13 protein-coding genes, 2 tRNA genes and 3 pseudogenes are annotated in these 26,354 nt (G+C 74.2%); 7 read left to right on the plus strand and 11 right to left on the minus strand.

The features are described from left to right. Window positions 1-371: 371 nt before the first annotated feature. Window positions 372-908, minus strand: coding sequence for a MarR family winged helix-turn-helix transcriptional regulator (locus ACFY7H_RS03115; protein ID WP_388932338.1), 537 nt, complete (start codon window positions 906-908; stop codon window positions 372-374). Between the two features lie 132 nt (window positions 909-1,040). On the opposite strand from ACFY7H_RS03115, the gene ACFY7H_RS03120 reads away from it, so the two are divergent. After that, window positions 1,041-2,342: an MFS transporter gene (locus tag ACFY7H_RS03120; RefSeq protein ID WP_388933667.1), complete on the plus strand. Its 1,302-nt coding sequence runs from the start codon at window positions 1,041-1,043 to the stop codon at window positions 2,340-2,342. A 62-nt stretch (window positions 2,343-2,404) separates the two neighbouring features. On the opposite strand, the gene ACFY7H_RS03125 is transcribed toward ACFY7H_RS03120, so the two are convergent. Then, window positions 2,405-4,126: a SpoIIE family protein phosphatase gene (locus ACFY7H_RS03125; protein WP_388933670.1), complete on the minus strand. Its 1,722-nt coding sequence runs from the start codon at window positions 4,124-4,126 to the stop codon at window positions 2,405-2,407. Window positions 4,127-4,296: 170 nt separating this feature from the next. Continuing rightward, complete coding sequence (locus ACFY7H_RS03130; RefSeq protein ID WP_388932340.1) at window positions 4,297-5,727, minus strand: NAD(P)/FAD-dependent oxidoreductase; 1,431 nt, start codon at window positions 5,725-5,727, stop codon at window positions 4,297-4,299. A gap of 342 nt (window positions 5,728-6,069) precedes the next feature. Here ACFY7H_RS03130 and ACFY7H_RS03135 point away from each other — a divergent pair, with 342 nt between their 5' ends. Next, entirely contained in the window at window positions 6,070-6,840 is a 771-nt protein-coding gene (locus ACFY7H_RS03135; protein ID WP_388932342.1) for a TetR/AcrR family transcriptional regulator, read from the plus strand. A 377-nt stretch (window positions 6,841-7,217) separates the two neighbouring features. Further along, the gene (locus ACFY7H_RS03140; protein WP_388932344.1) at window positions 7,218-9,155 is read left to right on the plus strand and encodes a sigma-70 family RNA polymerase sigma factor; all 1,938 of its coding nucleotides are present in this window, start codon (window positions 7,218-7,220) and stop codon (window positions 9,153-9,155) included. Here ACFY7H_RS03140 and ACFY7H_RS03145 read toward each other — a convergent pair. Then, complete coding sequence (locus ACFY7H_RS03145) at window positions 9,142-12,396, minus strand: BTAD domain-containing putative transcriptional regulator (RefSeq protein WP_388932347.1); 3,255 nt, start codon at window positions 12,394-12,396, stop codon at window positions 9,142-9,144. The genes ACFY7H_RS03140 and ACFY7H_RS03145 overlap by 14 nt on opposite strands. Before the next feature lie 491 nt (window positions 12,397-12,887). Beyond that, a complete protein-coding gene (locus tag ACFY7H_RS03150; RefSeq protein ID WP_388932350.1) occupies window positions 12,888-15,125 on the minus strand; it encodes an asparagine synthase-related protein in 2,238 nt (745 codons plus the stop codon). Between the two features lie 676 nt (window positions 15,126-15,801). On the opposite strand from ACFY7H_RS03150, the gene ACFY7H_RS03155 reads away from it, so the two are divergent. From ACFY7H_RS03155 to ACFY7H_RS03170, 4 genes are all read left to right on the plus strand, one after another. Continuing rightward, window positions 15,802-17,382 carry a sporulation protein gene (locus ACFY7H_RS03155; protein ID WP_388932351.1) on the plus strand — a complete coding sequence of 527 codons (1,581 nt, stop codon included), beginning with the start codon at window positions 15,802-15,804 and terminating at the stop codon, window positions 17,380-17,382. 19 nt (window positions 17,383-17,401) lie between these two features. Continuing rightward, window positions 17,402-18,622 (plus strand): L-2-hydroxyglutarate oxidase, encoded by a 1,221-nt coding sequence (lhgO, locus tag ACFY7H_RS03160; protein WP_388932352.1) that lies wholly within the window; start codon window positions 17,402-17,404, stop codon window positions 18,620-18,622. An 88-nt stretch (window positions 18,623-18,710) separates the two neighbouring features. Further along, on the plus strand, window positions 18,711-19,529 hold the full coding sequence (trmB, locus tag ACFY7H_RS03165; RefSeq protein ID WP_388933672.1) for a tRNA (guanosine(46)-N7)-methyltransferase TrmB: 819 nt from the start codon (window positions 18,711-18,713) through the stop codon (window positions 19,527-19,529). A gap of 95 nt (window positions 19,530-19,624) precedes the next feature. Next, a complete protein-coding gene (locus ACFY7H_RS03170; RefSeq protein WP_388933674.1) occupies window positions 19,625-20,851 on the plus strand; it encodes a PrsW family intramembrane metalloprotease in 1,227 nt (408 codons plus the stop codon). Between the two features lie 69 nt (window positions 20,852-20,920). Here ACFY7H_RS03170 and ACFY7H_RS03175 read toward each other — a convergent pair whose 3' ends face one another. The 6 genes and pseudogenes from ACFY7H_RS03175 to ACFY7H_RS03200 form a co-directional block, all read right to left on the minus strand. Then, complete coding sequence (locus ACFY7H_RS03175; RefSeq protein ID WP_388932355.1) at window positions 20,921-21,985, minus strand: M23 family metallopeptidase; 1,065 nt, start codon at window positions 21,983-21,985, stop codon at window positions 20,921-20,923. Window positions 21,986-22,279: 294 nt separating this feature from the next. Continuing rightward, window positions 22,280-23,478, minus strand: a pseudogene (locus ACFY7H_RS03180) (PP2C family protein-serine/threonine phosphatase). Window positions 23,479-23,637: 159 nt separating this feature from the next. Continuing rightward, window positions 23,638-23,711: transfer RNA gene (locus ACFY7H_RS03185), tRNA-Met, on the minus strand. A 586-nt stretch (window positions 23,712-24,297) separates the two neighbouring features. After that, window positions 24,298-25,230: pseudogene (locus ACFY7H_RS03190) on the minus strand (TerC family protein); the annotation flags it as partial. A gap of 290 nt (window positions 25,231-25,520) precedes the next feature. Continuing rightward, a tRNA-Lys gene (locus ACFY7H_RS03195) sits at window positions 25,521-25,593 on the minus strand. Between the two features lie 182 nt (window positions 25,594-25,775). After that, window positions 25,776-26,354, minus strand: a pseudogene (locus ACFY7H_RS03200) (RNA helicase); the annotation flags it as partial.

Genomic DNA, 26,354 nt, shown 5'->3' on the forward strand with positions numbered 1-26,354 from the left:
CTCAAGGAACGGACGCTTCCTTTGTACTCACCCTCTCGGGCTTTCCTCCGGGCTTTCGTTCTGTTCTTCGTTCTTGCGTTTCCGACTCTATCAGATCCTTTCGGGCCTGACCCCCAGTCAGCGGGGTTCGTCTTCCGGGCTGTTGGGCCCTTCCGACTCCTGAACTCTAGCGGATTTCCCCGGCAACCGATAATCGGGCCTTCGGAAATGAATTCGGGCACGCCGAATTCGTTCCCAGTGGGAGATCGTGCTGAGTAGGTTGCCGCAACGAGGCGGCGGGATCGCTGACTCCGGAACCTTCCGGCTCCGGGGCAACTCGAAGAACCTTACGGATCCACGAGGGGTGTGTCAACCGGGGAGGTCGGGGCCGGTCAGGACCGGGACTGGAGCTCCTCCACGCGGTCCAGGAGCCGGGTCAGCATGTCTCCCAGTACTCCGCGCTCCGCCGTGGAGAGGTCCTGGAGGAGGTCCTCCTCGAAGACCGTGGCCGCGCGCATCGCGTCGAGCCACTTACTGCGGCCCTCGTCCGTCAGCTCCACGATCACGCGGACCCGGTTGGACTCGTCCCGCTCGCGGGTGACCAGACCCTCCGCCGTCATGCGGTCGATCCGGTGCGTCATCGCGGCCGGCGTCAGGCCCAGCTGCTTCGCGAGCTCGCTCGGGCCCATCCGGTAGGGCGACCCGGAGATGACGAGGGCCTTCAGGACCTCCCACTCCGCGTTGCTGATGCCCAGGGCCGCGGTCTGGCGGCCGTACGCGACGTTCATGCGGCGGTTCAGCCGGCTCAGCGCCGAGACCACCTTCTCGACCTGGGGGTCGAGGTCCTGGAACTCGCGCTGGTAGACGGCGATCTGCTCATCGAGGCTCGGCTCGTGGACGGGCGTAGCGCCGTCGGGGGTGTCACCCATGGTCGGAAGTATCGCATGAACCCGTTGGCGTCTAACTCCTTCGGTGTGTAGAGTTAAGGATCGAAGTTTAGGTGTGAAGTTCTGAAGTCTTCAGTCTTCGGCTCTCAAGGCAGGTGAGAAGTGACCAAGGTGATGGGCGCTGCGATGCGGCGGATCCAGGCCGGCAACGCGCTGACCGCGTTCGGCATCGGTTTCACGGTTCCGTTCCTCTACATCTATGTGGCGCAGGTGCGAGGTCTGGGCTCCATGGCGGCCACGAGCGCGTTCGTGGCGTTCGCCCTGGGCGCTCTCGTCGCGCTGCCCTTCACCGGCCGGGTCATCGACCGGCGTGGTCCGGTGCCCGTGGTGATGGGTGCCGCCGTCACCGCCTCGGTGGGTGCGCTCTCGCTCGGGCTCTCCACCGGCATCGCCCCGATCCTGCTGTCCGCGCTGGCGCTGGGCGCCGGGCAGGCCGTGATGCAGCCGGCGCTGGCCACGATGATCGTGTGGTGTTCGACGCCGTCGACCCGTACGCGTGCCTTCGCCCTGCAGTTCTTCATGCAGAACCTCGGACTGGGCATCGGCGGGCTCGTGGGCGGCCAGATAGTCGACGAGAGCCGTCCGGGCAGCTTCACCCTGCTGTTCGGCATCGAGGCCGTGATGTTCCTGGTGCTGGCGGTCGTCATCGCCACCGTGCGCATGCCGCACGTCCAGAACATCAGTGAGGCGATGGCCAAGGACGCGGCGCCGGCCGGCGGCGGCTGGAAGCGGCTGCTGGGTCACAAGGCGATGGTCCAGCTGTGCGTGCTGGGCTTCGTGCTGTTCTTCGCCTGCTACGGGCAGTTCGAGTCGGGTCTGGCGGCCTTCGGTACCGAGGCCGCGGGGATCTCCCCGTCCACCCTCGGGTTCGCGCTCGCCGCCAACACGGGTGCGATCGTCGTGGCGCAGTTCGTGGTGCTGAAGCTGGTCGAGAAGCGTCGCCGGTCGCGCGTCATCGCGCTGGTCGGGCTGATCTGGACGGTGGCGTGGCTGATCGCCGGGTTCTCGGGTCTGGGGCACGGGAGCGCGATGATGGCCGCCGCCGCGTTCATCACCACGTACGCGCTCTTCGGCATCGGTGAGGCGATGCTGTCGCCGACGCTGGCGCCGCTGGTCGCCGATCTGGCGCCGGAGGGTTCGGTCGGGCAGTACAACTCGGCCTTCGCCCTGGTCAAGCAGATGGCGCTGGCGCTCGGGCCGCTGGGTGTGCCGCTGGGAGCGGGGATCCCGATGCTGTACATCGGGGTGTTCGTGCTCGTGTCGCTCGGGATCTCGGTGCTGGCGCTGCGGCTGGGCGGGCGGCTGAGCCCGGTGCAGGACAACCCGTCGGTGGTGAGCAGGGTCGTGGCGCAGGGGCCGGCGGTCGCCGGGAAGACGGCCGTGGCCGTGGAGCGGGCGGAGCGCGTGTCCGCGTAGTGCGTAGGAGCAGGGAGAGCCTCCGGTCCTTTTGGCCGGGGGCTCTTCCTCTTTTCGTGCGGCTACGTGTCGGGCAGGGCGAACTCGCACCAGACGGCCTTGCCGCCGCCGGGGGTGCGGCGTGAGCCCCAGGCCGAGGCGATGGTGGCGACGATCGAGATGCCGCGGCCGGTTTCGTCGGCCGGTTCGGCACGGCGGCGGCGGGGGAGGTGGTCGTCCCCGTCGGTGACCTCGACGATCAGGCGGCGGTCGGTGCGGCGCAGGCGCAGGTGCATGGGCGGCGTGCCGTGCTGGAGGGAGTTCGCGACGAGCTCGCTGGCGGCGAGGACGCCGAGGTCGCACAGCTCGACGGGGAAGCGCCAGGAGCTGAGGACGCCCTGGGCGAAGGCGCGGGCGCGCGGGGCGGCCTCCACGCCGCCGAGGAGTTCCAGGGCGGCGTTGTGGAAGAGCTCGGCGTGGACGCCGGTGCGGGCGGGCTGCTGGAGGACCATGACGGCGACGTCGTCGTCGTGGTCGGCGTCCACGCCGAGGGCGCGCATCAGGCGGTCGCAGATGATGGCGGGGGTGCCCTGGGCGCCGGAGAGGGCGCGTTCGAGGGCGGCGACGCCTTCGTCGATGTCCTCGCCGCGGCGTTCGACGAGGCCGTCGGTGTAGAGGACGGCGGTGGAGCCGGGGCCGAGGGCGATGGTGCCCGAGGTGTGCAGCCAGCCCCCGGTGCCGAGGGGCGGGCCGGTGGGGTCGGCGGCGCGGCGTACGGTGCCGTCCTCGTCGCGGACCAGGATGGGGAGGTGGCCGGCGGAGGCGTAGGCCAGCAGTCCTTCGTTGGGGTCGTGGACGGCGTAGACGCAGGTCGCGATCTGGCTGGCGTCGATCTCGGCGGCGAGGCCGTCGAGGAGCTGGAGGACCTCGTGCGGGGGCAGGTCGAGGCGGGCGTAGGCGCGGACGGCGGTGCGGAGCTGGCCCATGACGGCGGCGGCGCGGACTCCGCGGCCCATGACGTCGCCGATGACGAGGGCGGTGCGGCCGGCGCCGAGGGTGATGACGTCGTACCAGTCGCCGCCGACGGCGGCTTCGGTGCCGCCGGGCTGGTAGGTGGCGGCGACGCGGAGGTCGTCGGGCTGTTCGAGCTCCTGGGGGAGCAGGGAGCGCTGAAGGGTGACGGCGGCCTCGCGCTGGCGGCGCTCGCTGGCGCGCAGGCGTTCGAGGGCTTCGGCGTGGTCGGTGACGTCGGCGAGGTGGACCAGGATGCCGGTGTGCTCGGGGTCCGGTTCGCCGTCGGTGACCGCCTTGGGGAACTCGACCGGGGTGCAGGTGACGGTGTACGAGCTGCCGCCCGGGGCGGTGCGGTTCTTGGCGGTACGGGGCTTGCCGCTGCGCTGGACCTGGTCGAGGAGCGGGAGCAGGCCGAGGTCGCCGAGTTCGGGCAGGGCGGTGTGGGCGGGGGCGCCGGTGGGGCGGGGGCCGAAGCCGGCGGTGTAGGCGTCGTTGACGTAGGCGACGCGGTGCTCGGGGCCGTGGACGAGGGCGACGAGGGCCGGGAGCAGGCCGAGGACTTCCCGTACGGGCAGTTCGTCGAGGGCGGGGACGGCGGGGAGCGGGGCCATGCCGGTGCCGCGGACGGTGGCTTCGGCCGGGGTGCCCTCTTGGGGCCCGGCACGGTGGGCGGCGCCGCGGGCTGCCGGGACGGAGCCCTCACCGCGTTTGGCCTGGGCCGCGGCGTGCTCGTTCCGGGCGGCGGCGCGGCGCGTGCCGGGAAAGCGGGCGCTCCAGCGCGTGAAGTTCACTGCGTTCAAGCCTCGTGGTGTCGCAGGTGGTCGCGGTGTGTCCGCCCGGCGGTGCCGGGTGGTGCCCCTGGGGTCGGTCGCTCGTCGGTGTCACTCGTCGGGTGTCACTGTGTGCAGGCGTGAGCCCACCTATGGTCACACGTCCAGTGTGGCCGACGGCACTGACAACGTCAGCCCTGCTTGTCCCGCGGTGGGTCGGGGTCGGGCTTGGGCGGCTGGTTCCGGGGGCCGCCGCCTGCGGCGAGTTCGAATTCTGCCCTGGGGTGTTCGAGGGATCCGAGGGAGACGATCTCGCGTTTGAAGAGGCCGGCGAGGGTCCATTCGGCGAGGACCCGCATTTTGCGGTTGAAGGTGGGGACGCGGCTGAGGTGGTAGGCGCGGTGCATGAACCAGGCGGGGTAGCCCTTGAGCTTGCGGCCGTAGAGCAGCGCGACGCCCTTGTGGAGGCCGAGCGAGGCGACCGAGCCGACGTACTTGTGGGCGTACTCGGTGAGGGCCTCGTCGCGCAGGGCGGCGACCAGGTTGTCGGCGAGCTGTCTGGCCTGGCGTACGGCGTGCTGGGCGTTGGGGGCGCACTCGCGGGCGGGTCCTTCGGCGCCGGTGTCGGCGGTGATGTCGGGGACGGCGGCGGCGTCGCCGGCGGCCCAGGCGTGTTCGACGCCTTCGACGGTGAGGAAGGAGGTGCAGGTGAGGCGTCCGCGTTCGTTCTTGGGGAGGTCGCTGGCGGCGAGGATGGGGTGGGGTTTGACGCCGGCGGTCCAGACGATGGTGCGGGTGGGGAAGCGGGAGCCGTCGCTGAGGACGGCGACCCGGTTCTCGCAGGATTCGAGGCGGGTCTCGAGGCGGACGTCGATATTGCGGCTGCGCAGCTCACGGACGGTGTAGACGCCCATTTCGGGGCCCACCTCGGGGAGGATTCGGTCGCTGGCCTCGACCAGCACCCATTTCATGTCCTCGGGCTTGACGTTGTGGTAGTACCGGGCCGCGTACCGGGCCATGTCCTCCAGTTCGCCGAGTGCCTCGACGCCGGCGAAACCGCCGCCGACGAAGACGAAGGTGAGGGCGGCGTCGCGGATTGCGGGATCGCGGGTGGAGGAGGCGATGTCCATCTGTTCGATGACGTGGTTGCGCAGGCCGATGGCCTCTTCCACGGTCTTGAATCCGATGCCGTAGTCGGCGAGTCCGGGGACGGGGAGGGTGCGGGAGACGGAGCCCGGCGCGAGGACGAGTTCGTCGTATTCGATCTCGATGCCGCCGGTGCCCTCCTCGGTGGTGGCGAGGGTGGTGACGGTCGCGGTCCGCTTGGCGTGGTCGATGCGCTGGGCCTCGCCGATGACGATGCGGCAGCGGTCCAGGACGCGGCGCAGGGGGATCACGACGTGCCGGGGCGAGATCGCGCCGGCCGCGGCTTCCGGGAGGAAGGGCTGGTACGTCATGTAGGGCTCCGGGGTCACCACGGTGACCTCGGCTTCGCCGGCTCTCAGCTTCCGCTGGAGACCCAGGGCCGTGTACATGCCGACGTAGCCGCCGCCGACGACGAGGATGCGCGTGCGGGGCGGGGGACCGGGGTCGTCGCCCGGGGAGTTAGCAGCCTTCACCACCCCATGACGCAACGTGGCCGGGAGTTTGTCCACAGGCCCGGCAAATTGTGTGACCGGCGGGGGTGGTGGGACGAGGCTGTCAGGAGATCCCGATCACGTTAAAAGTCAGCAGGTCAGGGCCCCGGAGGGGGTGATTCCGGGGAGTTGTGGCGGAAAAGTGGGGGTGAATGCTCTGATCGGGCGGTGCTCGGTCGGGGGCTGCCTCTTCTGAATTGACTCTGGCTCAACTATGTTCGTATCTCGTCGAGGATGTAGGACCTGGGCCCTCATGACCGTGGCCCCCCTCGACACGAAGGCGGGGAGTGTCTCCGGGGGGAGACAAGTGATTACCGGGGGATACATATGAACATTTCCGATTTCCATGGCTCTGTCACCGCTCTGTCCGCGGAGACCGGTGGCCGCGTGATGGCAGGCTCGACCACCCACGGAGTGGGCCGGTCCACGCCGCTGCGCGTCGACGCACAGCGCAACCTCGAGCACGTCCTGCGGGCGGCCCGGGAGGTCTTCGGCGAGCTGGGCTACGGGGCTCCGATGGAGGACGTGGCACGGCGGGCGCGGGTCGGTGTCGGGACCGTCTACCGGCGGTTCCCCAGCAAGGACGTGCTGGTCCGGCGGATAGCCGAGGAGGAGACCGCCCGGCTCACCGAGCAGGCCAAGTCCGCCCTGGGCCAGGAGGAGGAGCCGTGGCAGGCGCTGTCGCGCTTCCTGCGCACCTCCGTGGCCTCCGGCGCGGGCCGGCTGCTCCCGCCGCAGGTCCTGCGGGTCGGCTCGGCCGCCGAGGAGGACGCCGCCCAGCAGGAAGCCGCGGCCCGCGTGCCGCACCAGCGCCAGGCCGTCGGCGGCACGGCGGAGCTGCGCGTCGTGGGCGCGCGGTCCTCGATCGAGGACGAGCCCTCGGAGGACGCCGGAGCGGGTGCGCTGCTGGAGGTCGTCGGCCAGCTGGTGGACCGGGCGCGGGAAGCCGGTGAGCTGCGCGCCGATGTCACGGTGGCCGATGTGCTGCTGGTGATAGCGACGGCCGCGCCCGCCCTGCCCGACCCGGCTCAGCAGGCCGCGGCTTCGGCCCGGCTGCTGGACATCCTGCTCGAGGGGCTGCGCTCCCGCACCGCGTGAGCGGGCGCCTCGGCCGCCGGTGAACCGCCGCTCGCCGCTCGCTGAGCGGTCGCGCCGAGTCGTTGACGGGCCGGTCCCCGCAGGGGTGGGGGCCGGGCCGTCGGCGGCGGAGCGGGCTGGGGGGTGTTGGCGGGGCTGTCGGGCGTCGGGGGGCCGGGGGCCGGGGCTGCGGGTTGAAGCCGGCTGTCGGGCTGTCGGGGCGGGCGTCAACGGGGGCGTCTGATGGCGCATCGCTCGAAGGGGTGATGAGCCGTACGGCGATTCGCCGGATCTTGCCCGGACGGGTGGATGCCGCGGAGACGGCCCCGGGGCGCCACCGCCGTGTGACAGGCTGGATCGGTGTACCGGTTCGAGTGTGTCGTGCGGGGGCTTCCGCGATGAGCGTTGACGGGCGGGACGAGTCTCTCGGTGGCGTCGGTGGAACCGGAGAGGCGGGGGCTGGCAGCCTGCCCGCCCAGCAGGTCCCGGCCCAGCGCGAACGCGGCGGACGGCATGCCGCGTCCGGACCGGTGGACGGTGAACTGCCCCCTGCCGACGGCGACTTGATCAGCCGGATGCGCGGTGGGGACGACGGCGCCTACGAGGAGCTGTTCCGCCGGCACGCCGACGCGGTACGGCGCTACGCGCGGACCTGCTGCCGGGACGGGCACACCGCCGACGACCTCACCGCCGAGGTGTTCGCGCGGACGCTGCAAGCGGTACGGGGCGGGGCCGGGCCGGACCAGTCGGTGCGGGCCTACCTCCTGACCACCGTGCGGCGGGTCGCCGCGGCTTGGGCGAAGACCGCCCGGCGGGAACATCTGGTCGAGGACTTCGCGGTGTTCGCGGAGCAGGCGGCCGCGGGTGCGGAGAGCGCCGGCGGACTGTCCGGGGACGCCACCCTGGAACTGGGCGCCGACGTCCGGGCGATGCACGAAGCCGAACGGTCGCTCGCGATGCAGGCCTTCCGGAGCCTGCCGGAGCGGTGGCAGGCCGTGCTGTGGCACACCACCGTCGAGGAGGCCTCGCCGAGTGCGATCGCCCCGCTGTTCGGGCTGAGCGCCAACGCGACGGCGGTACTGGCCAGCCGGGCCCGGGAGGGCCTCAAGCAGGCGTACCTCCAAGCCCATGTGAGTTCCGCGCTCAGTGCGGGCGGCGACTGCGCCCGCTATGCGGACCGGCTGGGCGCGTACGCCCGGGGCGGGCTGCGGATGCGGGCGGAGCGGGGGCTGCGCAAGCACCTCGAGGAGTGCGCCAAGTGCCGGCTCGCCGCCGGAGAGCTGAAGGACGTCAACGCGGGCATTCCCGCGCTGCTGCCGGTGGCGGTCATCGGGTGGTTCGCCGCCGGGTACGCCGCCAAGGCGGCCGGGGTGGTGGCCGGTGGGGCCGTCGCCGCCGGGGGCGCGGGGGCTGCCGCCGCGGCTGGCGGATCCTCGGCCGGGGCCGGGGCTGCGGGGGCGGGGGCTGCCGGGGCGGGGGCTGCTGGTGGGGCCGGGGCAGGGGGTGCCGGTGGGGCCGGGGGGGCGGTGGTCTCCGAGGGGCTGGGCCTGCCCGCCAAGGCCGCCATCGCGGCCGGGATCGCGGTCGCCGCTGCCGCCGGGGTGGTGTTCGCCCTGGTCGGGGACGATCCCGAGCCGCAGGCCGCGCCTGCACCCGGGGTGGTGGCGCCGGTGGCGCCCGAGCCGCCCGAGCCGCCCGCGCCGCCCGCGCCCGCCGCGCCGGAGTCGACGCCGCCCGGGGATCCGACGCCGGCGGCACGGGTCGCGCCGCCCCGGCGGAGCGCGGTGCCGTCCGCGCCACGCTCCTCGGCCCCCGCTCCCCCGGCCGTGCGGCCGCCGGCTCCGGAGAGCCCCCGGCCGAAGCCGACCCCTTCGCGGCCCCGGCTCAAGGCACCGCCGCCGCAGGGGTTCCGGCTGGCCGGGCTGGGGCACTCCGCGTACGGGAAGGGCACCGGGCCGGGGCTGGAGACCTGGCGCAGCAGCTGGGTGTGGCAGCGGTGGGGGCTGGTGGCCGGCGGCCGGCAGTTCGCGCAGGGGATCACCGTCCACTCCCGCTCCTCGGTGGAGATCACCCTCAACCGGCAGTGCACCCGCTTCTCTGCGCGGGCCGGGGTGGACGGGCTGTCGCTGCTGACCGACGGGACGGTGCGGTTCTCCGTCTACGGCGACGGGCAGCGGCTGTGGCGCTCCGGCGCGCTCGGGTACGACGACACCCCGGTGCCGGTCGAGGTGCCGCTGGCCGGGCACGCGAAGCTGCGGCTGGTGGTGGAACAGGTCCGGCAGGGGCACCTGCCGACGCTGGCGAGCTGGGCCGACGCGGTGATCAGCTGCGGCTGAGGCCGGCCGCCTCGGTGACCGCGCCGAGTACCGCGAGGACCTCGCCCGGGGTCAGGGTCCGGCCCTCGGCCTCCGCCCGGGCCTGGCCGGCCGCCCCGAGAGCGGCGCGGGTGCGTTCCGGGAGCCCCTCCAGGGCGGCCTCCTCCGGGACCGGGCGGGGAAGGCCCGCGCGCCAGGCTGTGGCCGCCGCGAGGACTCGTACGCTCTCCTCGGGACGGCCGGCGTCGGCCAGGAACAGTGACGCCGACTCGGCGATGCCGGCCAGGACGCGTTCCGCGCAGTGCGCCTCCACCGCGCCGGCGAAGACCGGGCCGATCCTCGCCAGCCCTGCCCGCGCGCCGTGCTCACGGGCCTCCAGGACGGCCTCGATGAGGCCCAGCCCGGCGGTGAACTGCGCGGCTACGCTGCCCTGCTCACCCGCCGTGCGGGCGGCGGCGCACTCGGCGCGGGCCCGGTCGTGGTCGCCGCGCTGGAGGGCGAGCGTGGCGGACAGGAACCGGGCGAAGGCGCTCACGTCGTACACCCCGCCGTGCTCGTGGGCCTCCCGGTCGGCCTCCGCCAGCAGCCTCTCGGCGGTGTCGAAGTCCCCTTCGCGGTAGGCGGTCTCCGCGATGCGGGCGATCGCGAAGGGCGCCTCGATGCGGGCGCCGACCTCCCGGGCGAGGCGCAGACACTCCTCGTAGGCGGCGCGGGCGGTGGCGTACTGGCTGCGCGAGAGGGCGGCTTCCCCGGCGGCGCTGGCCACCTGGGCGCGGATCCAGCGGTCGCCGACGCGGTGGGCGAGGTCCTGGAGCTCGGTGAGGTCGGTGTCCGCGGTGGAGAGGCCGCCGGTCGTGTCGATGGCGAAGTGGGTGCGCATCAGCAGGGGGATCGCGAGCTCCCATTCGCCTCCCTGGCGACGGCAGTTGGCGATCGATTCGTCGATGCTCGTATGGAAGCCGACGATGTCGCCGGTGAGGAAGCAGATCGTGGGCCAGAGCATGCCGGGGAAGCGGGTGGCCTCCGGGGTTCCGCGGCGGAAGACCTCCTTGAGGCGGAGGGCGACGGCCTGGTGCTCGGGCGTGCGGAACCATTGCGGGCCGGTGCTCTCGGCGCGCAGGAACATGTGGAGCATGCGCAGGCGCATGTGGGGCCAGTAGTCCGGGGAGTCCTCGGGCGGTTCGGCGGGGATCCGGGCGAGGAGGCGGGCGGTCCATTCGGCGCCCTCGGCGCGGTAGTCGCGCAGCCACCAGAACCAGCCGAGGGCGGAGAGCAGGCGTTGGGCGGTCTCGGTGTCGCCGTCGTCCGGGTCCCCGCCGGTGGTGGTGTGGAGGGCGGAGCGGAGGTTGTCGAGCTCGGCCTCGACGCGGCGGATCCACGGGAGCTGGCCGGCGGAGCGCAGCAGCGGCTCGGCGCGCTCGGCGAGGGCGGCGTAGTGGGCGGCGTGGCGGCGGGCGGTGGCGCGGGCGTCGGCCGGGTCCGCGGCGAGGCGTTCGGCGGCGTACTCGTGGATGGTCTCCAGGAGGCGGTAGCGCATGCCGTCGGGGCCGGGGTCGGCCTGGACGAGGGACTTGTCGACGAGGGCCGCCATGGCTTCGGCGACGTCGGTGACCTTGGTGGCGGCGGGGGCTTCGGTGGTGCCGGCGGGGTCGGTGGTGTCGTCCGCGCAGACGGCTTCGGCCGCTTCCAGGTCGCAGCCGCCGGCGAAGGCGGACAGCCGGGCGAGGACGGTGCGCTCGGCGTGGCCGAGGAGGTCCCAGGACCAGTCGACGACGGCGCGCAGGGTCTGCTGGCGGGGCAGCAGCGTGCGGGCGCCGCCGGTGAGGAGGCGGAACCGGTCGTCGAGCCGGTCGGCGATCTGGCGCGGGGTGAGCAGGCGCAGCCGGGCAGCGGCCAGTTCGATGGCGAGCGGCAGTCCGTCGAGGCGGGCGCAGATCTCGGCGACGGCGGCCGGGTCGTCACCGGGACGGAAGCCGGGGCGGGCGGCGGCGGCCCGGTCGGCGAACAGCCGGTGCGCGGGGGCGGGCGGCAGCGGTTCGAGGGGGCGCAGGAACTCGCCCGGCACGCCGAGGGGTTCGCGGCTGGTGGCCAGGATCCGGACGCCGGGGCAGTGGGTGAGGAGGCGTTCGGCGAGTTCCGCGGCGGCTCCGATGACGTGCTCGCAGTTGTCCAGGACGAGGAGCAGGCGGCGGTGCGCGCAGTGTTCGACGAGGGCGGCGGTGGGGTCGTCGTCGGCGGTGGTCCGCTCGCGGGCGACGAGACTGTTCTCGCGCAGGCCGAGGGCGCTGAGGACGGCGCCGGGGACGGCCGCGGGGTGGTCGAGGCGGGCGAGTTCGACGAGCCAGCCGGAGTCGGGCCGGGCGGCGGCCGCGTGCTCGGCGAGGCGGGTCTTTCCGGAGCCGCCGGGGCCGGTGAGGGTGACGAGGCGTACGCGGTCCAGGTCGGCGGCGAGGGCGGCGAGTTCGGGCTCGCGGCCGACGAAGGAGGTCAGGCGGGGCCGGATGTTGCCGCGGGACTGCGGGGACGGGGACCGGAGCAGCTCTGCGTGCAGGGCGCGCAGCGCCGGGCCGGGGTCGGCGCCGAGGCCTTCGGCGAGGTCGCGGCGGGTGCGTTCGTAGGCGGCGAGGGCGTCGGCGGGGCGGCCCGCGGCGCGCAGGGCGCGGATCTGCTGGGCGCGCAGTGGTTCGTCGTACGGATGGTCCTGGATCAGCGCCTCGATCTCCGGCAGGAGTTCGGCGGGAGCGGTGGCGCCGCAGCGCAGGTCGGCCTCGACGCGGTCCCGCTGGGCGCGGGCGCGGCGGGCCTCGCAGGCGGCGGCGTGCGTGGTGCGGGCCGGTTCGGGGAGGTCGGTGAGGGCGCGGCCGCGCCACAGGGCGAGGGCCTCGCGGAGGGTGGTGGCGGCGGTGCCGGGGTCGCCGGCCAGCTGCTCGGCGCCGAGGGCCGCGAGACGGGTGAAGCGGTGGAGGTCGACGTCGTCGCGGTCGGCGGTGAGGCGGTAGCCGCCGACGGGGTCGGTGGTCAGCTGCCCGGCGCCGAGGGCGCGGCGCAGACGGGAGACGAGGGCCTGGAGGGCGGCGGGGGCGTCCCGGGGCGGGTCGTCGCCCCAGACCTCGTCGACGAGGTCGGTGACGGACGCGGCGGCCGGGGCGCCGGCGCGCAGGGCGAGGGCGGTGAGGAGCGCTCGCAGGCGGGCGCCGCCGGGGGTTCGGGGGGCGCCGGTGTCGTCATGTGCCTCGGTGGGGCCGAGGATTCGGTACCGCACCGGCCAATTCTGCCTTGCCGCCGCGGGGAGCGCGGGTGGGTTTTCCGGCGGGCGGGCGGGGGGCGGGCGCGTCGTGGTGGGGGGCGGGGGCTGGGGCTGGGGCCGGGCCACCGGTCGGCCGCGGGCCGTGTGCCGCTGCGCGGAGCGGGTCCCCTGCCCGCCCTTCGCCCGTTCCCCGGGGCGCCGCCCCGGAGCCCCGCGCCTCAAACGCCGGCGGGGCCGGAGCACCTGGGCTCCGCCCCGTCCCCGGGCCCCGCGGCCGGGGCGGCGGGGCGGGAACACCCGGGGCTCCACCCCCGTCGCCGGCGCCCCGGAGGCGGCGGGGCCGGAACACCGCGGGCCCTGCGCCCCGGGCCCCAGGCCGGGGACCGGCGGGGCGGGAACACCCCCGGCCGCCGGCCGGGCCGGGTTGTCGCCGCTGCGGGGCGGGGCGGGGGCGGCCAACCGCCACCGCGCCCGGTCGCCCCCGCCCCGCCGCCCACCGGGCCCCCTCAGCGGCTGGCCGGGAGGGCCGGTGGAGTGAGGCGGGGGAGGCGGGTGTCCAGGGGCGGGACCGCGCGGCGGCGGGGGGTGGAGGTGCCGGTCCAGCAGGTGCCGCGACGGGCCAGGAGGCGGCGGAGCCACAGTTCCATCGAGACGAGTTCCGCGAGCCCGTCGAGCGGGACGGGCCGGCCCTCCGCCGCGTCGATCAGGGCCTGCTGGACGACGCGGGCGTCGACGAGGCCGGCGTCCGCGAGGAGCGGTGCCGTGAAGAGGGACAGCAGGGAGGTGAGGGCGGCCCGCAGTCCCAGGCGGGTGGCGGTCTCGTTCGGGGTGTGCGAGGTGGCGCCCCAGCCGGCCGGGAGTTCGCGTACTCCGGCGGAGGCGAGGACGCTGCGCAGGATCTCGGCGCGGGCCCCGGGCTGTACCCGCAGGGACTCGGGCAGGGCGCGCGCGGCCCGTACGACCTGGTTGTCGAGGAACGGCGTGTGCAGGCGCTGGCTGCGGACCTCCACGGCCTGCTCGAAGACCCGGTGGTCGGCGGCGTGACGGGTCAGCAGTGCGCGGGCGCGGGCCTCGCCGGGGCGCAGCGACAGCGGGGGCCGTCCGGCGGCGGCCCTCAGCCGGATCGATACTTCCGCCAGGGCTTCGCCGGTGAGCCAGCCCGCGGCGGGGCCGGGCCGGGACCAGGTGAGGGCCGCCAGTGAGGCGTCGACCGGTCCGGAGGCGGCGGCGAGTGCGGCGCCTCCCGCGCGCAGCCGGGCCGCCGCGGCCTCCATGCCCGCGCGGTACGGCGTACGGGCGAGGCGGCGGGCGGCCGAGTAGACGGAGAAGGGCACGAGCAGCGGGTCGGCGGGCGCGGAGCGGGCGAGGGCGGCGACGGGGCGCAGCAGGTGGCGGCGTCTGCGGTCCAGGAGGAGGTCGGCCATGCGGGCGGGGTGCGCGTCGAGGACGCGGCGGGCTCCGTGTCCGGTGAAGTGGTCGGCGGAGCCGGCCGCAAGCCGGCGCCGTTCGCGGGCGGCGGAGACGAGGGAGGGGCCGGGTTCGTCGGTGAGGGGGCCGTCGAGTTCCGCGTACGGGAGGGCTTCTTCGGCGGCGGCCACGACGATGTGGTGCAGCCGGGGGTCGGCGGCGATGGCGTGGGCGCGCGCGAGTTCGCCCTCGCGGCCCTGCGGGGTGGCGAGGTCGTTGAAGGTGACGGCGAGGAGGCGCGAGCCGGAGCCGTGGAGGGTGCCGGGGGCGCCGGGCAGGCCGGCGGCGAGGAGGGCGAGCGTCGCGGAGGCGGTGCCGCCGGAGAGGTCGGCGCCGACTCCGGGTGCGGGTGCGCCGCGGGCCGCGCGCCGGTCGGCGGGGCCCATGCCGGGCACCGGTCCGGGGTCGGGGAGCAGGGTTTCGGGGGCATGCCGCGGCGCCGTGAGCCGGGCGCGCACCGCCGCGGTCAACGCTTCCCGTACGCCCTCCACCGCTCGTTCGGGGTCGGCCTCGGGGGCGGCCACGGCGAGGGAGGCCACGGGTTCGTAGCCGGTGATCTCCCGGGAGCCCTCGCGCAGGATCAGCGTGTGGCCGGGCGGGATGCGCCGGACGCCGGCGTACGGTGTGCCGTCGCCCAGTGCCTCGGGGCTGTCGGGGCAGGCGAGGAGGGCGGCGAGGTGGCCGACGTCGAGCTGCGCCTCGATGAGGTCGGCGAGGGGGAGCGCGGCGGTGGCGTACGCGGTCCCGCCCGCCCAGGGGGTGTAGAAGACGGGCCGTGCGCCGGCGAGGTCGCCGAGGACGGTGATCCGGCGTCCGGCCTGGACGACGGCGGTGTAGCTGCCGGGCCACTCGGTGAGGTGGCGCAGGGCGCCGCCGCGGGCGGCGTAGAGGGCGCGGCGCAGTTCGTCGTCGGTGGCGCCGCAGCAGCCGAGCACGGCGAGCCGGGTGAAGGGGTCGGCGGGGTCGGCGGTGACGGTGCGGATCTCGTCCGGGCGCCAGTCGCCGACGGCCCAGAGGGGGTCGGGGTCGCCCCACAGGAGCTGGGCGCCGACGGGGTGGACGGTGCGTTCGGCGTCCTGGGCGGCGGGGTCGTCGGCGTGCGCGGCGTCGGCGATGCGTCCGTGCTGCGGCGGCCCGGGGTGGGGCGGGCGGCCGGGGGAGGGGGTGCCGTAGGGGGAGCCGTGGGAGGGGTCCGCCGGTGCTCCCGGGCCGGACGGGACGCGTCCGGCCGTGCCGAAGCTCGCGGCGATACTGCTCCACCCGACCAACCAGCGCACCGCCGCCTCCCCCAGCCCGTGGGCAAATGACCGGGGCAACGGACGGCCGGGACGGCACGGACAACGTGCGTCGGCGTGCGTCGGCGCTTGGAGGGCGCGGCCGGCGGGACCCCGGGTGGCTCGGGGTCCATGCTGCCACGAGAAGGGCGTGCGAGAGTGGCTTCGGGGGGCGCACATGCGAACGAACACGCCCCGGTCACGCGGTATTTGGCGTTCCGTTCCCACCGCCCCATAGGTCGGTTTCGGCCATTCTTCGGCCGTACTGAGGGCCCCTGCGGGCCCTCGCGCGGGCGGCCGGGGACGGCCGCGGGGCGCGGTCCGGGAGGCGTCTGCGACCTCCCGGACCGTTCCGCCACCCGCGGGGATTGAGGCAGCGGCATCCCCCGGCCCACCGGATCCACTCAGCGGGCCGACCCACGCACCGCACATCGAATCGCCGGGCCCCGTGAGCGGCCAGAGCGCACGGCCGGGCGCACGGCCACACGGCCGGAGCACGAGCCGACGCGCGCGCCCGGGGCACGACCCCCCGGGCGGACTGTGCATACGGACAACAATCCCGCCATACGGAACTCGGGGCCTTAACGCTTGGGAGGCGGGGAACTACGCTGGGTTTACGAAATGCCGGGCGCCTATGCCCCGGCGGCGTCTGCGTTCCGCGTGTGACGAGGGGTGGCGCATGTCCAGGGAGCTCCGCGAGCCCAATGAGAAGCTCGGCGCCGTCCTCGCCCTCGCGGGCATCAGCAACGCCGGGCTGGCCCGGCGGGTCAACGACCTCGGTGCGCAGCGCGGCCTGACGCTCCGGTACGACAAGACGTCCGTGGCGCGGTGGGTGTCGAAGGGGATGGTGCCGCAGGGCGCGGCCCCGCACCTGATCGCCGCCGCCATCGGCGCGAAACTCGGCCGACCGGTCCCGCTGCACGAGATCGGGCTGGCGGACGCCGATCCGGCACCGGAGGTGGGGCTGGCCTTCCCGCGCGACATCGGTGCGGCGGTGCGCTCGGCGACCGACCTCTACCGGCTGGACCTCGCCGGGCGGCGTGGCGGTGGCGGGATCTGGCAGTCGCTCGCCGGCTCGTTCTCGGTGTCGGCGTACGCGACGCCCGCCTCCCGGTGGCTGATATCTCCGGCCGACAGCTCGGTCGCGCGCGAACCGGCCCCCGTCGGCGCCCCGGGCGTCGGCCCGGGCGCAGCGGCCACCGGCCGGGCTTCCACGACCGTCGCCCCGCCGCGACAGACACCTGAAACCCCCGCTCAGGGCGTTGTGCCCGCCCAGTCCGGGCCCGAAACCGTACCGCCCGCCGTCGCTGCCGCCGCCCGGCCCGTCCCGGAGGCCTTCCCGCAGCGCGTGGGCCACAGCGACGTGACCAAGCTGCGCGAGGCCGCGGAGGACGCACGCCGCTGGGACTCCAAGTACGGCGGCGGGGACTGGCGTTCGTCGATGGTGCCCGAGTGCCTGCGGGTGGACGCGGCGCCGCTGCTGCTCGGCTCCTACACCGACGAGGTGGGGCGCGCGCTCTTCGGGGCGACCGCCGAGCTGACCCGGCTGGCCGGCTGGATGGCCTTCGACACCGGCCAGCAGGAGGCCGCCCAGCGCTACTACATCCAGGCGCTGCGTCTGGCCCGGGCGGCGGCCGACGTCCCGCTCGGCGGGTACGTCCTGGCCTCGATGTCCCTCCAGGCGACCTACCGGGACTTCCCGGACGAGGGCGTGGACCTCGCCCAGGCAGCCGTCGAACGCAACCGCGGGCTGGCCACCGCCCGCACCATGAGCTTCTTCCGACTGGTCGAAGCCCGGGCCCATGCGAAGGCGGGCGACTCGGCGGCCGCCGGGGCGGCGCTGCGGGCGTCCGAGGGCTGGCTGGAGCGCTCTCGCGACGGCGACGCCGACCCGACCTGGCTGGGTTTCTACTCGTACGACCGTTTCGCGGCGGATGCCGCGGAATGTTACCGGGACCTCAAGCTCCCCCGCCAGGTCCGCCGCTTCACCGAGCAGGCGCTCTCGCGCCCCACGGAGGAGTACGTGCGCTCGCACGGGCTGCGGCTGGTGGTGAGCGCGGTCGCCGAGCTGGAGTCGGGCAACCTCGACGCGGCCTGCGCCGCCGGCACCCGGGCCGTGGAGGTCGCGGGCCGGATCTCCTCGGCGCGCACGACCGAGTACGTACGGGACCTGCTGCACCGGCTGGAACCGTACGGCGACGAGCCGCGCGTCGCCGAGCTGCGCGAACGGGCCCGCCCGCTGCTCGTGGCCCCCGCGTAGCCCCGTTGTCGGTGGCGGGGTGCAGTATGCAGGGGTGGGAGGTGTCAGCGTGGACTGCGACGTGCTGGTGATCGGTGGCGGGATCGTCGGCTTGTCGACAGCCCATGCCCTGTCGCGCCTGGCCCCGGGCACCCGGGTGACCGTGCTGGAGAAGGAGCCCGGCCCGGCCCGGCACCAGACCGGCCGCAACAGCGGCGTGATCCACAGCGGCATCTACTACCGCCCGGGCTCCCTCAAGGCCCGTTACGCCGTGCGCGGCGCCGCCGAGATGGTCAAGTTCTGCGCGGAGCACGGCATCGCGCACGAGGTGACGGGCAAGCTGATCGTCGCCACCGACCGCTCCGAGCTGCCCCGGCTGCACTCCCTCGTCCAGCGCGGCCGGGAGAACGGCATCCCGGTGCGCGAGCTGGGACCGGCCCAGATCACGGAGTACGAGCCGCACGTCCGGGGCCTCGCGGCGATCCACGTGGCCACCACCGGGATCGTGGACTACGGCCGGGTCGCGGCGCAGCTCGCCGAGAGCTCCGGGGCGGAGATCGTCTACGGCGCGGAGGCGGACCTGATCTCCCGCCGCCCCTCCGCGGTGGCGGTCCGCACCACCGCGGGCGGGGTGTTCCGCGCCCGGGTCCTGGTCAACTGCGCGGGCCTCCAGTGCGACCGGGTGGCCCGCCTGGCCGGTGACGACCCGGGCATGCGGATCATCCCCTTCCGGGGTGAGTACCACGACCTGGCCCGCCCGGAGCTGGTCCGGGGCCTGGTCTACCCGGTGCCCGACCCGGCGTTCCCCTTCCTCGGCGTCCACCTCACCCGGGGCATCGGCGGCGGGGTCCACGTCGGCCCGAACGCCGTCCCCGCGCTGGCCCGCGAGGGCTACGGCTGGGGCACGGTCCGCCCGCGGGACCTGGCCACGGAGCTGGCCTGGCCGGGATCCTGGCGGATGGCCGCGCGGCACTGGCGGTACGGGGCGGGCGAGATCCACCGCTCCCTTTCCAAGCGGGCCTTCACGGAGGCCGTACGCCGCCTGCTGCCGGCCGTCACTGAGGCGGACCTCACCCCCGCGGCGGCGGGGGTCCGCGCCCAGGCGGTGCTGCGGGACGGGACGCTGGTGGACGACTTCCTCATCCGTGAGGCCCCGCGCACGGTGCACGTCCTGAACGCCCCCTCGCCCGCGGCGACCGCGTCCCTGCCGATCGGCCGCGAGATCGCCACCCGAGCCCTCCAGCACCTCGGCACCCCCTGACCCCTCCCCCGAAGGCACTGCCCGGGCGCCCGGCCAGGGCCACCGCCCCCACCCCCCGTCGTAGAATCTCCGCATTGTGTCTGAGCCCCTGAACCCCCAGCCCAGCCTCCCCGACTCCCCGCCGGAGGCGTACACGCCGCCCAAGTGGCGCACCGAGCCGCGGTTCCCCGACGGCCCCGCGCCCGACCCCGCCGGGTCGCACCACGAGCGGCGGATCCGCAGCTTCCAGCCGCGCCGCAGCCGGGTCACCACCGGCCAGGGCGAAGCGCTGAAGCGGCTGTGGGGCACCTGGGGCCTCGACATCGACGGCCACGAGGTCATCGACCTCGGCAAGCTCTTCGGCGGCCTCCCCGTCGTCCTGGAGATCGGCTTCGGCATGGGCGAGGCCACCGCCCAGATGGCCGCCGCCGATCCCGGCACCGGCATCCTCGCCGTCGACGTGCACACCCCCGGCCAGGGCAACCTCCTCGCCCTCGCCGAGCGCAACGGTCTCACCAACATCCGGGTGGCGAACGGCGACGCGATCATCCTGCTCCGCGAGATGCTCCCGCCCGCCTCCCTCGCGGGGATGCGCGTGTACTTCCCGGACCCGTGGCCCAAGGCCCGCCACCACAAGCGCCGCCTGATCCAGCCCGAGTTCCTGGACCTGGCCGCGACCCGCCTGGCGCCCGGCGCCGTGCTCCACTGCGCGACCGACTGGGAGGACTACGCCGAGCAGATGCTCGAAGTCCTCACCGCCCACCCCGAGTTCGAGAACACCCAGGCCGACGGCGGCTACGCGCCCCGCCCGGAGTTCCGCCCGCTCACCCGCTTCGAGGGGCAGGGCCTGGACAAGGGCCACGTCGTCCACGACCTCCTCTTCGTCCGCCGCGGCGAGCGCGCGGTCGAACCTGACTCCAAGAACTGACAAACGTCACTCCGAGTGTCCGAGTGGCTCGGTAGGGTCATCATGTGTACCGAGCGCTCTCCCGTGTGCTCGCACGCCCATCGGGCACGGCCCGCATGTGCGTGCTCGTCACGCTGCTCACCGCCACCGGCGCCGTCATCCTCGAACTGGTGCGGGAGCAGACCGGCACAGCCGGTTTCTTCGTGGGCCTCGGCCTGGCCCTGCTGCCGGTGCCGCCGCTGGTGGCGGCGTTCCGGTGGCTCGGCCTGGCCGCGCCGGGCCCCTGGCGGCAGTCGCTGTTCTGCTTCGGCTGGGGGGCCTGCACCGCGGCGCTGATCGCGATACTGGCCAACAGTTTCGCCACGGAGTGGATGGCCGCGGCCTCCGCCGACCCCTCCGCCGCCGACCGCCTCGGTTCGGTCGCGATCGCGCCGGTGGTGGAGGAGACCGCGAAGGCGGCGGCCCTGCTCCTCGTGTTCGTCTTCCGAAGACGGCGGTTCACCGGCGTCGCCGACGGGATCGTGTTCGCCGGGTTCACCGCCACCGGCTTCGCCTTCACCGAGAACATCCTCTACCTGGGCACCGCCTTCGAGGAGGACCTGGCCAACGGCACCCGCGCGCTGGACTCGGTGACGGCGGCGACGTTCTTCGTGCGGGCCGTGCTCTCCCCGTTCGCGCACCCGCTCTTCACGGTGCTCACCGGCCTCGGCTTCGGCGCGGCCGCGCTCACCTCCCGCCGTGCGCGCAGGAACGGGCTGCCCGTGCTGGGGCTGGTCCTGGCCATGGGCACGCACGCGCTGTGGAACGGCTCCTCGCACTTCGGTGAGTACGGTTTCTACGTGGTCTACGGCTGCGTGATGGTCCCGGCGTTCGGGCTGCTGCTGTGGCTGGCCGTGCGGATCCGGCGCCGCTGCCTGCGGGCCGTCGCCGCCGAGCTGTCGGTGTACGCCGCCGCGGGCTGGCTCGGTCAGGCGGAGGTGCCGGCCCTGGCTTCGATGCCGGCCCGGTCACTGGCCCGCGCCCTGGCCCGCCGCACCGGAGGCCGCCCCGCCGCCCGAACGGTGTCCCGGTACACGGCGGACGCCGCCGCCCTGGCCCTGCTGCGCCGCCACGCCCGGCGGTCCGGCCCGGGTTCCCGGGATCCGGAATTCGCCGAGCGGGAGCGCGAGTTGCTGCACCGGCTCTGGCTCGGCCGCGCGACGGCCGCGCCGGCGCTGGCCCGGGCGGCCGTACTGGAGGACCTGCTGCCCCCGCCGCGCTGGACCCCGCCGGCCGCCCCGGCGCCCGCGCGGGTCCTCGTACCGGCCCCCAGGACTCCGGAGCTGTCGGCCTCGCACCCGTGAGGAACCGGGCGGGACCGGCAGTACTGCCGGGCGATCAGGCGGTGATCAGGGGGTCAGACGATCAGGGGGTCAGACGTCGAGGCCCTTCGAACGCATCCACGCCAGCGGGTCCACCGTCGAGCCGCCCTTGCGGACCTCGAGGTGGAGGTGCGCACCGGTGACGTTGCCGGTCGCGCCGACCCGGCCGATGGTCTCGCCGGCGCCCACGGAGCCGGAGGTCACGGACATCGAGGAGAGGTGGCAGTACCAGATCTCGGTACCGTCCTGAAGCTTGAGGACGATCCGGTAGCCGTAGGCCCCGGACCAGCCGGCGGAGGTGATCGTGCCGCCGCCCACGGCCTTGACGGGGGTGCCGGTCGGGGCGGCCAGGTCGAGGCCGGTGTGGTAGCCGGAGGACCACATGGAGCCGGCGACGCCGTAGTGCGAGGTGAGGGTGTAGGAGGAGGTCGGCAGGGAGTAGCCGCCCGCGGCCGTCGTACCCGAACCGGTGCCGGAGCCCGATGCGATGCCCGTCCCCGCCGAGGCCTTGGTGGCGGTCTGTTCGGCGGCGGCCTTCTCCGCGGCCGCCTTCTCGGCGGCGGCCTCGGCGGCGGCGCGCGCCGCCTCGGCCTCCTTGTCGGCCGCTTCGCGCTGGGTCCGGGCCTCCTGGGCGGCACTCTCGCGCGCGGTCCGCTCGGCGTCCGCTCGGGCCCGGGCCTCCTCGGTGTCCTGCTGCGATTCGGCCTGGAGGAGGATCCGGTTGAGCAGCGCCTCGCCCGCCTGCCGCGGCACTTCCGCGGTCTGCGCCGCGCCCGCGGGGCCGGTACCGGGGCCGGCCTCGGCGGCGGTCCGTACGGCGTCGCCGCCGGAGCCGGAGTCGCTGCCGTCGCCCAGCAGGTCGGGCACGGAGGGCATGGATATGGAGACCTGGGGCCGGTCCTGCGCGGTGGCGATGCCGCCCGCGCCGACGGCCGCGATCACGCCGACGCCGAGCACGGTCGAGCTGCGGGCGAGTCCGCCGCGCGGCTTGAGGACGCGGTGCTTGCCGCGGAGCGGGCGTGCGGAGTCCTCCGTGGGATTCCACTCGCCCCAGGCTCCCGCGGTGGGGGTCTCCTGGAGGTCGATGCCTTCAGAGGCAGGCGAGTTGGAGGCCACCGGGGCACACTCCTCATGGGCGAGAACGCACACGGGTGCCGTCGTTGCGACGGCTGGGACGACCGCGCTGCGTTATCGAAAGGTAATCTACGCGGAGGAATGAATCCAAGCCGAAGCGATTGATCGTTAACCCCAATCGGCCACACATCGCACAGCTTTGGCCTTCGCATTCGCCATATCCAGCTCCAACCAGGGCAATTCATCCGCCCCACTCCCGCCACTCCAGACCCGGTGCCCCCATGACGCACCGTCAAAAGGATCGCGTAGAGCACGCCTTCCGCTACGCCCGGTCACTCACGGGCCGTCGCCGCGCACCACGGGGACGGCCCGCCGACGCTCCGGCTGCCCTCCCCCGTCCTGGCCACCGCGAGCAGCGCCATGTCGTCCGTCGCGCCTCCGCCGGTGTGCCGCCGCACATCGGCGCTGAGCACGCCGAGCAGCTCGTCCGGCCCCGGGAAGACCCGCCCCCGCAGCCGGACCGCCGGATCGTAGAAGCTGCCCGCCCCGTCGCGCGCCTCGGTCAGCCCGTCGGTGTACAGCAGCAGGGTGCTGCCCGCCGGGAAGGGCCACTCCTCGCGCCGGCAGACCTCGTCCGGCGCCAGCTCGCCCAGCCCCAGGGGCAGCGCCGGCTCGGCCGGGGCCAGTACCTCCAGGCCTCCGTCCGCGTACAGCAGCAGGGGCTCGGGGTGGCCCCGGTTGAGCAGCCGCAGCCGTTCGGCGCCGGGCGGGATCTCGCCGAGCACGCACGTGGTGAACCCCTCCACCGCGTCCAGGCTGCCCCGCCGCGCCCCCTCCCGGGCCAGCGCCCGCTCCAGGCGCCGTGCGAGCCCCTCCAGGGTCGGCTCGGTCTCCGCCGCCTCCCGGAAGGCCCCCAGCACCACCGCGACGGCCTCCACGGCCCCCAGCCCCTTCCCCCGTACGTCGCCCACCGCGAGCCGCACGCCGTACGGGGTGTCCTGGACGGCGTAGAGGTCCCCGCCGATGAAGGCGTCGGCCTGCGCGGCCTCGTACCGGGCGCAGACGCGCAGCCCCGCGATCCGCTCGGCCGGGGTCGGCAGCACGGCCCGCTGCGCGGCCTCGGCGATCCCCCTCGCCGAGGCGAGCCGCTCGCCGCCGCGCCGTACGACCCGGTTGATCAGCAGGGCCAGCCCGGAGACGGTCAGCACCGTCACCAGCTCGGTCAGCGCCTCCACCTTCCAGCTGGTGCCGTTGTGGACGTGGAGGCCGACGACCACCAGCGAGGAGGCGATCCCGGTCAGCGCGGTCGCCCGGAGGGAGAACAGGGGAGCCGCGACCAGCGGTGCGGCGGTGAAGAAGGGGGACCCGGTGAAGCTGGGCGGGGTCAGCAGGGTGAAGACCAGTCCCAGCAGGATCAGCAGGACGGGCAGGAGCCGCGCCACCCGCCGGGCGGCGCCGTCCGCGCTGCCGCCCTCGCCCTGCCGCCCCAGCCCCGCCACGCTGCTCTCCCGCCGCCCGGTCGCCCGTCCCCCCAGGCTGACGGCAGACGGCCCGGTACGGCGAGCGGACCGGGGCGAAGGAGTGAGGGACCGGCACCGGCGGACGCCCGGGACACGAACGGGGCGAACGAGGCGAACAGAGCCGGGACACGACGAAGGCCCGGTTCCACCAGGGAACCGGGCCTTCGTACTGAGTAGCGGGGACAGGATTTGAACCTGCGACCTCTGGGTTATGAGCCCAGCGAGCTACCGAGCTGCTCCACCCCGCGTCGGTAAACCCAACTCTACGTCATCCGGGGGACGCCTCCCGCCAATTAACCGGCCCGCACGCCTGAAGTGCGACATCACCGCAGGTCAGAGCCTTGATAACCGATCCCATCCCGGCACCTGGGCAAGCGGAACCCGCCCGGCGCGGAGGTCCCGGGACCGGCCCCGGGCGGTCCGGCGGCGGCGGAGTCCGCCGACTCGCTACCGGGCTGGGGGCTGCTTGTGTCCGGGGTCCAGCCGGTAGTCGGGACAATCGCGGTTTTGGCATGCACCTGGGCCCCATGCGGGAACGAACACCCCGAGGGTCTTGCGACGGTGGACCGCGGCCGGCACCGACTGCTGACACGTCGGACATACGTAGGCTTCGGATTTACGCTTCATTTTGACCATTTCTTTACGATATGCCCGTTCTGGCGGCTCGGGAAGTCCCTGGCCCTCCCGCCGGCCCGAGCGCGGACGGGCATCACCGTCCCGAGCCGGTGCACCCGCTGCGTACTCGGTGGCATCCGTCTCGGGGGGCGCGCCGGCCGCTCGGGACCGCTCGGTGGCCGCAGGGGCGTCTTCGTCAGCCTCTCCCGGAACGTCCAGTGGGGCCGGTCTGCTGAGACTGAGCAGCACCGAACCCGCCAGGACCACGACGATGACCGCGAGGCTGACCGGTGAGGGGATCTCCGGGATGCGGGGGCTGATGAGCTTGTGGGACGCCTGGAGGATGAGCTTGACGCCGATGAAGGCGAGGATGATCGCCAGGCCCTTGTTCAGGTAGTGGAAGCGGTCCAGGAGCCCAGCGAGCATGAAGTAGAGGGCCCGCAGGCCGAGGATGGCGAACGCGTTGCTGGTGTAGACGATGAAGGCGTCATCGCTGACCGCGAGGACGGCGGGGACGCTGTCGACGGCGAAGATCAGGTCGGCGGCCTCGATCGCGGCGACCACCGCGAGCAGCGGGGTCGCCATCCGTACGCCGGCTTCCTTGACGAAGAACTTCGCCCCGGCGTACTCGTCCCGTACCGGGATGAGCTTGCGGAGCAGCCGCACGGCGAAGCTCTTGCCGGGGTCGAAGCTCTCCTCCTCGTCCTTGAGGAGCTTGTAGGTGCTGTAGAAGAGGACCGCCGCGAAGGCGAAGAGCACCGCGGTGAAGCGGCTGACGACGGCGACGCCGAGGGAGAGGAAGATCCCGCGGAAGACGAGGGCGCCGATGACGCCGAAGAAGAGCACGCGGTGCTGGTAGGCCCGGGGCACTTTGAAGTAAGCGAAGATCACCGCGAAGACGAACAGGTTGTCGACGGACAGGCTCTTCTCCAGGAGCCAGGCGGTGGTGTACTCGGTGCCGGCGGTCGTACCGAGGACGAGGAAGACGGTCGCGCCGAAGATCAGGGCGAGGCTCACCCACAGGGCGCTCCAGGCGGCGGCCTCTCTGAAGCCGATGACGTGCGCGGTGCGATGGGACAGGAGATCGACCGCCAGCGACACGACCACCGTCGCGGCGAACGCCCCCCACAGCCAGAGCGGGACATCAAGCACGCCGAACACCCTCACCTCGGCCCGCGCACATGGCGCCGGCCCCTTTTGTCCCAGTGTGCGGTCTTACCCCCGCCTGAGCACGCGGAGTGGCCTCGGCTCCCGCCCTCCGCACGGCGTGCGGCCGCCCCCGGCCACCGGCGGGCAGGCCGGGGCGGACGAGGGCACGCCCAGGGCCATCCGCCCACGCATCGCTCACGCACGGACCCGGAAACGACTGAGCGCCCCACCTGGCCGAAACCGGGTGGGGCGCTCAGTGCAGGTCGGAGGGGGTTCCCCCCGCCCGCGAGCGGTAGGCCATGTCGGACTCGAACCGACAACCAACGGATTAAAAGTCCGCTGCTCTGCCAATTGAGCTAATGGCCCTCCATGTGCTCACCCCAGAGCATAGCCGGAGAGGGGCTGCTGGCCGATCGGGTATCGCCGGGTGTGGCCCGGCGGTTTCCCGCCATGCGGCGCGGGAGGGGCGAAACGGCCGGAAATGGGCTCGGCCCCCACCGCACCGGAGTGCTGTGGGGGCCGAGTCCTCGTCAGGCGGCGCTCAGGCGTCAGCCGTTGCGCTTCCAGCGGGGCTTGTCGTCGCGGCGGCCGCCGAAGGTGGAGCCGGACGGGCGGTTGTCGTCACGGCGGCCGTAGGGGCGCTCGCCGGCGCCGCCGGAGCGGAAGCCGCCGGAGGGACGGTCGTCGCGGCGGAAGCCGCCACGGTCGCCACCACGGTCGTCACGGTTGAAACCACCGGACGGACGGTCATCGCGACGGAAACCACCACGGTCGCCACCACGGTTGTCGCCACCACGGTCATCGCGACGGAAGCCACCCGACGGACGGTCGTCACGACGGAAGCCGCCACGGTCGTCACGGTTGAAACCACCGGACGGACGGTCATCGCGACGGAAACCACCACGGTCGCCACCACGGTTGTCGCCACCACGGTCATCGCGACGGAAGCCACCCGACGGACGGTCGTCACGACGGAAGCCGCCACGGTCGTCACGGTTGAAACCACCGGACGGACGGTCATCGCGACGGAAACCACCACGGTCGCCACCACGGTTGTCGCCACCACGGTCATCGCGACGGAAGCCACCCGACGGACGGTCGTCACGACGGAAGCCGCCACGGTCGAC

Source organism: Streptomyces sp. NPDC012794 (assembly GCF_042901085.1).
Lineage (GTDB): Bacteria > Actinomycetota > Actinomycetes > Streptomycetales > Streptomycetaceae > Streptomyces.

Coding starts and splice junctions, on each gene's coding strand:
- ACFY7H_RS03115 (WP_388932338.1), bottom strand. CDS start 908: ATGGGTGACACCCCCGACGGCGCTACGCCCGTCCACGAGCCGAGCCTC.
- ACFY7H_RS03120 (WP_388933667.1), top strand. CDS start 1,041: ATGGGCGCTGCGATGCGGCGGATCCAGGCCGGCAACGCGCTGACCGCG.
- ACFY7H_RS03135 (WP_388932342.1), top strand. CDS start 6,070: ATGAACATTTCCGATTTCCATGGCTCTGTCACCGCTCTGTCCGCGGAG.
- ACFY7H_RS03140 (WP_388932344.1), top strand. CDS start 7,218: ATGAGCGTTGACGGGCGGGACGAGTCTCTCGGTGGCGTCGGTGGAACC.
- ACFY7H_RS03155 (WP_388932351.1), top strand. CDS start 15,802: ATGTCCAGGGAGCTCCGCGAGCCCAATGAGAAGCTCGGCGCCGTCCTC.
- ACFY7H_RS03170 (WP_388933674.1), top strand. CDS start 19,625: ATGTGCGTGCTCGTCACGCTGCTCACCGCCACCGGCGCCGTCATCCTC.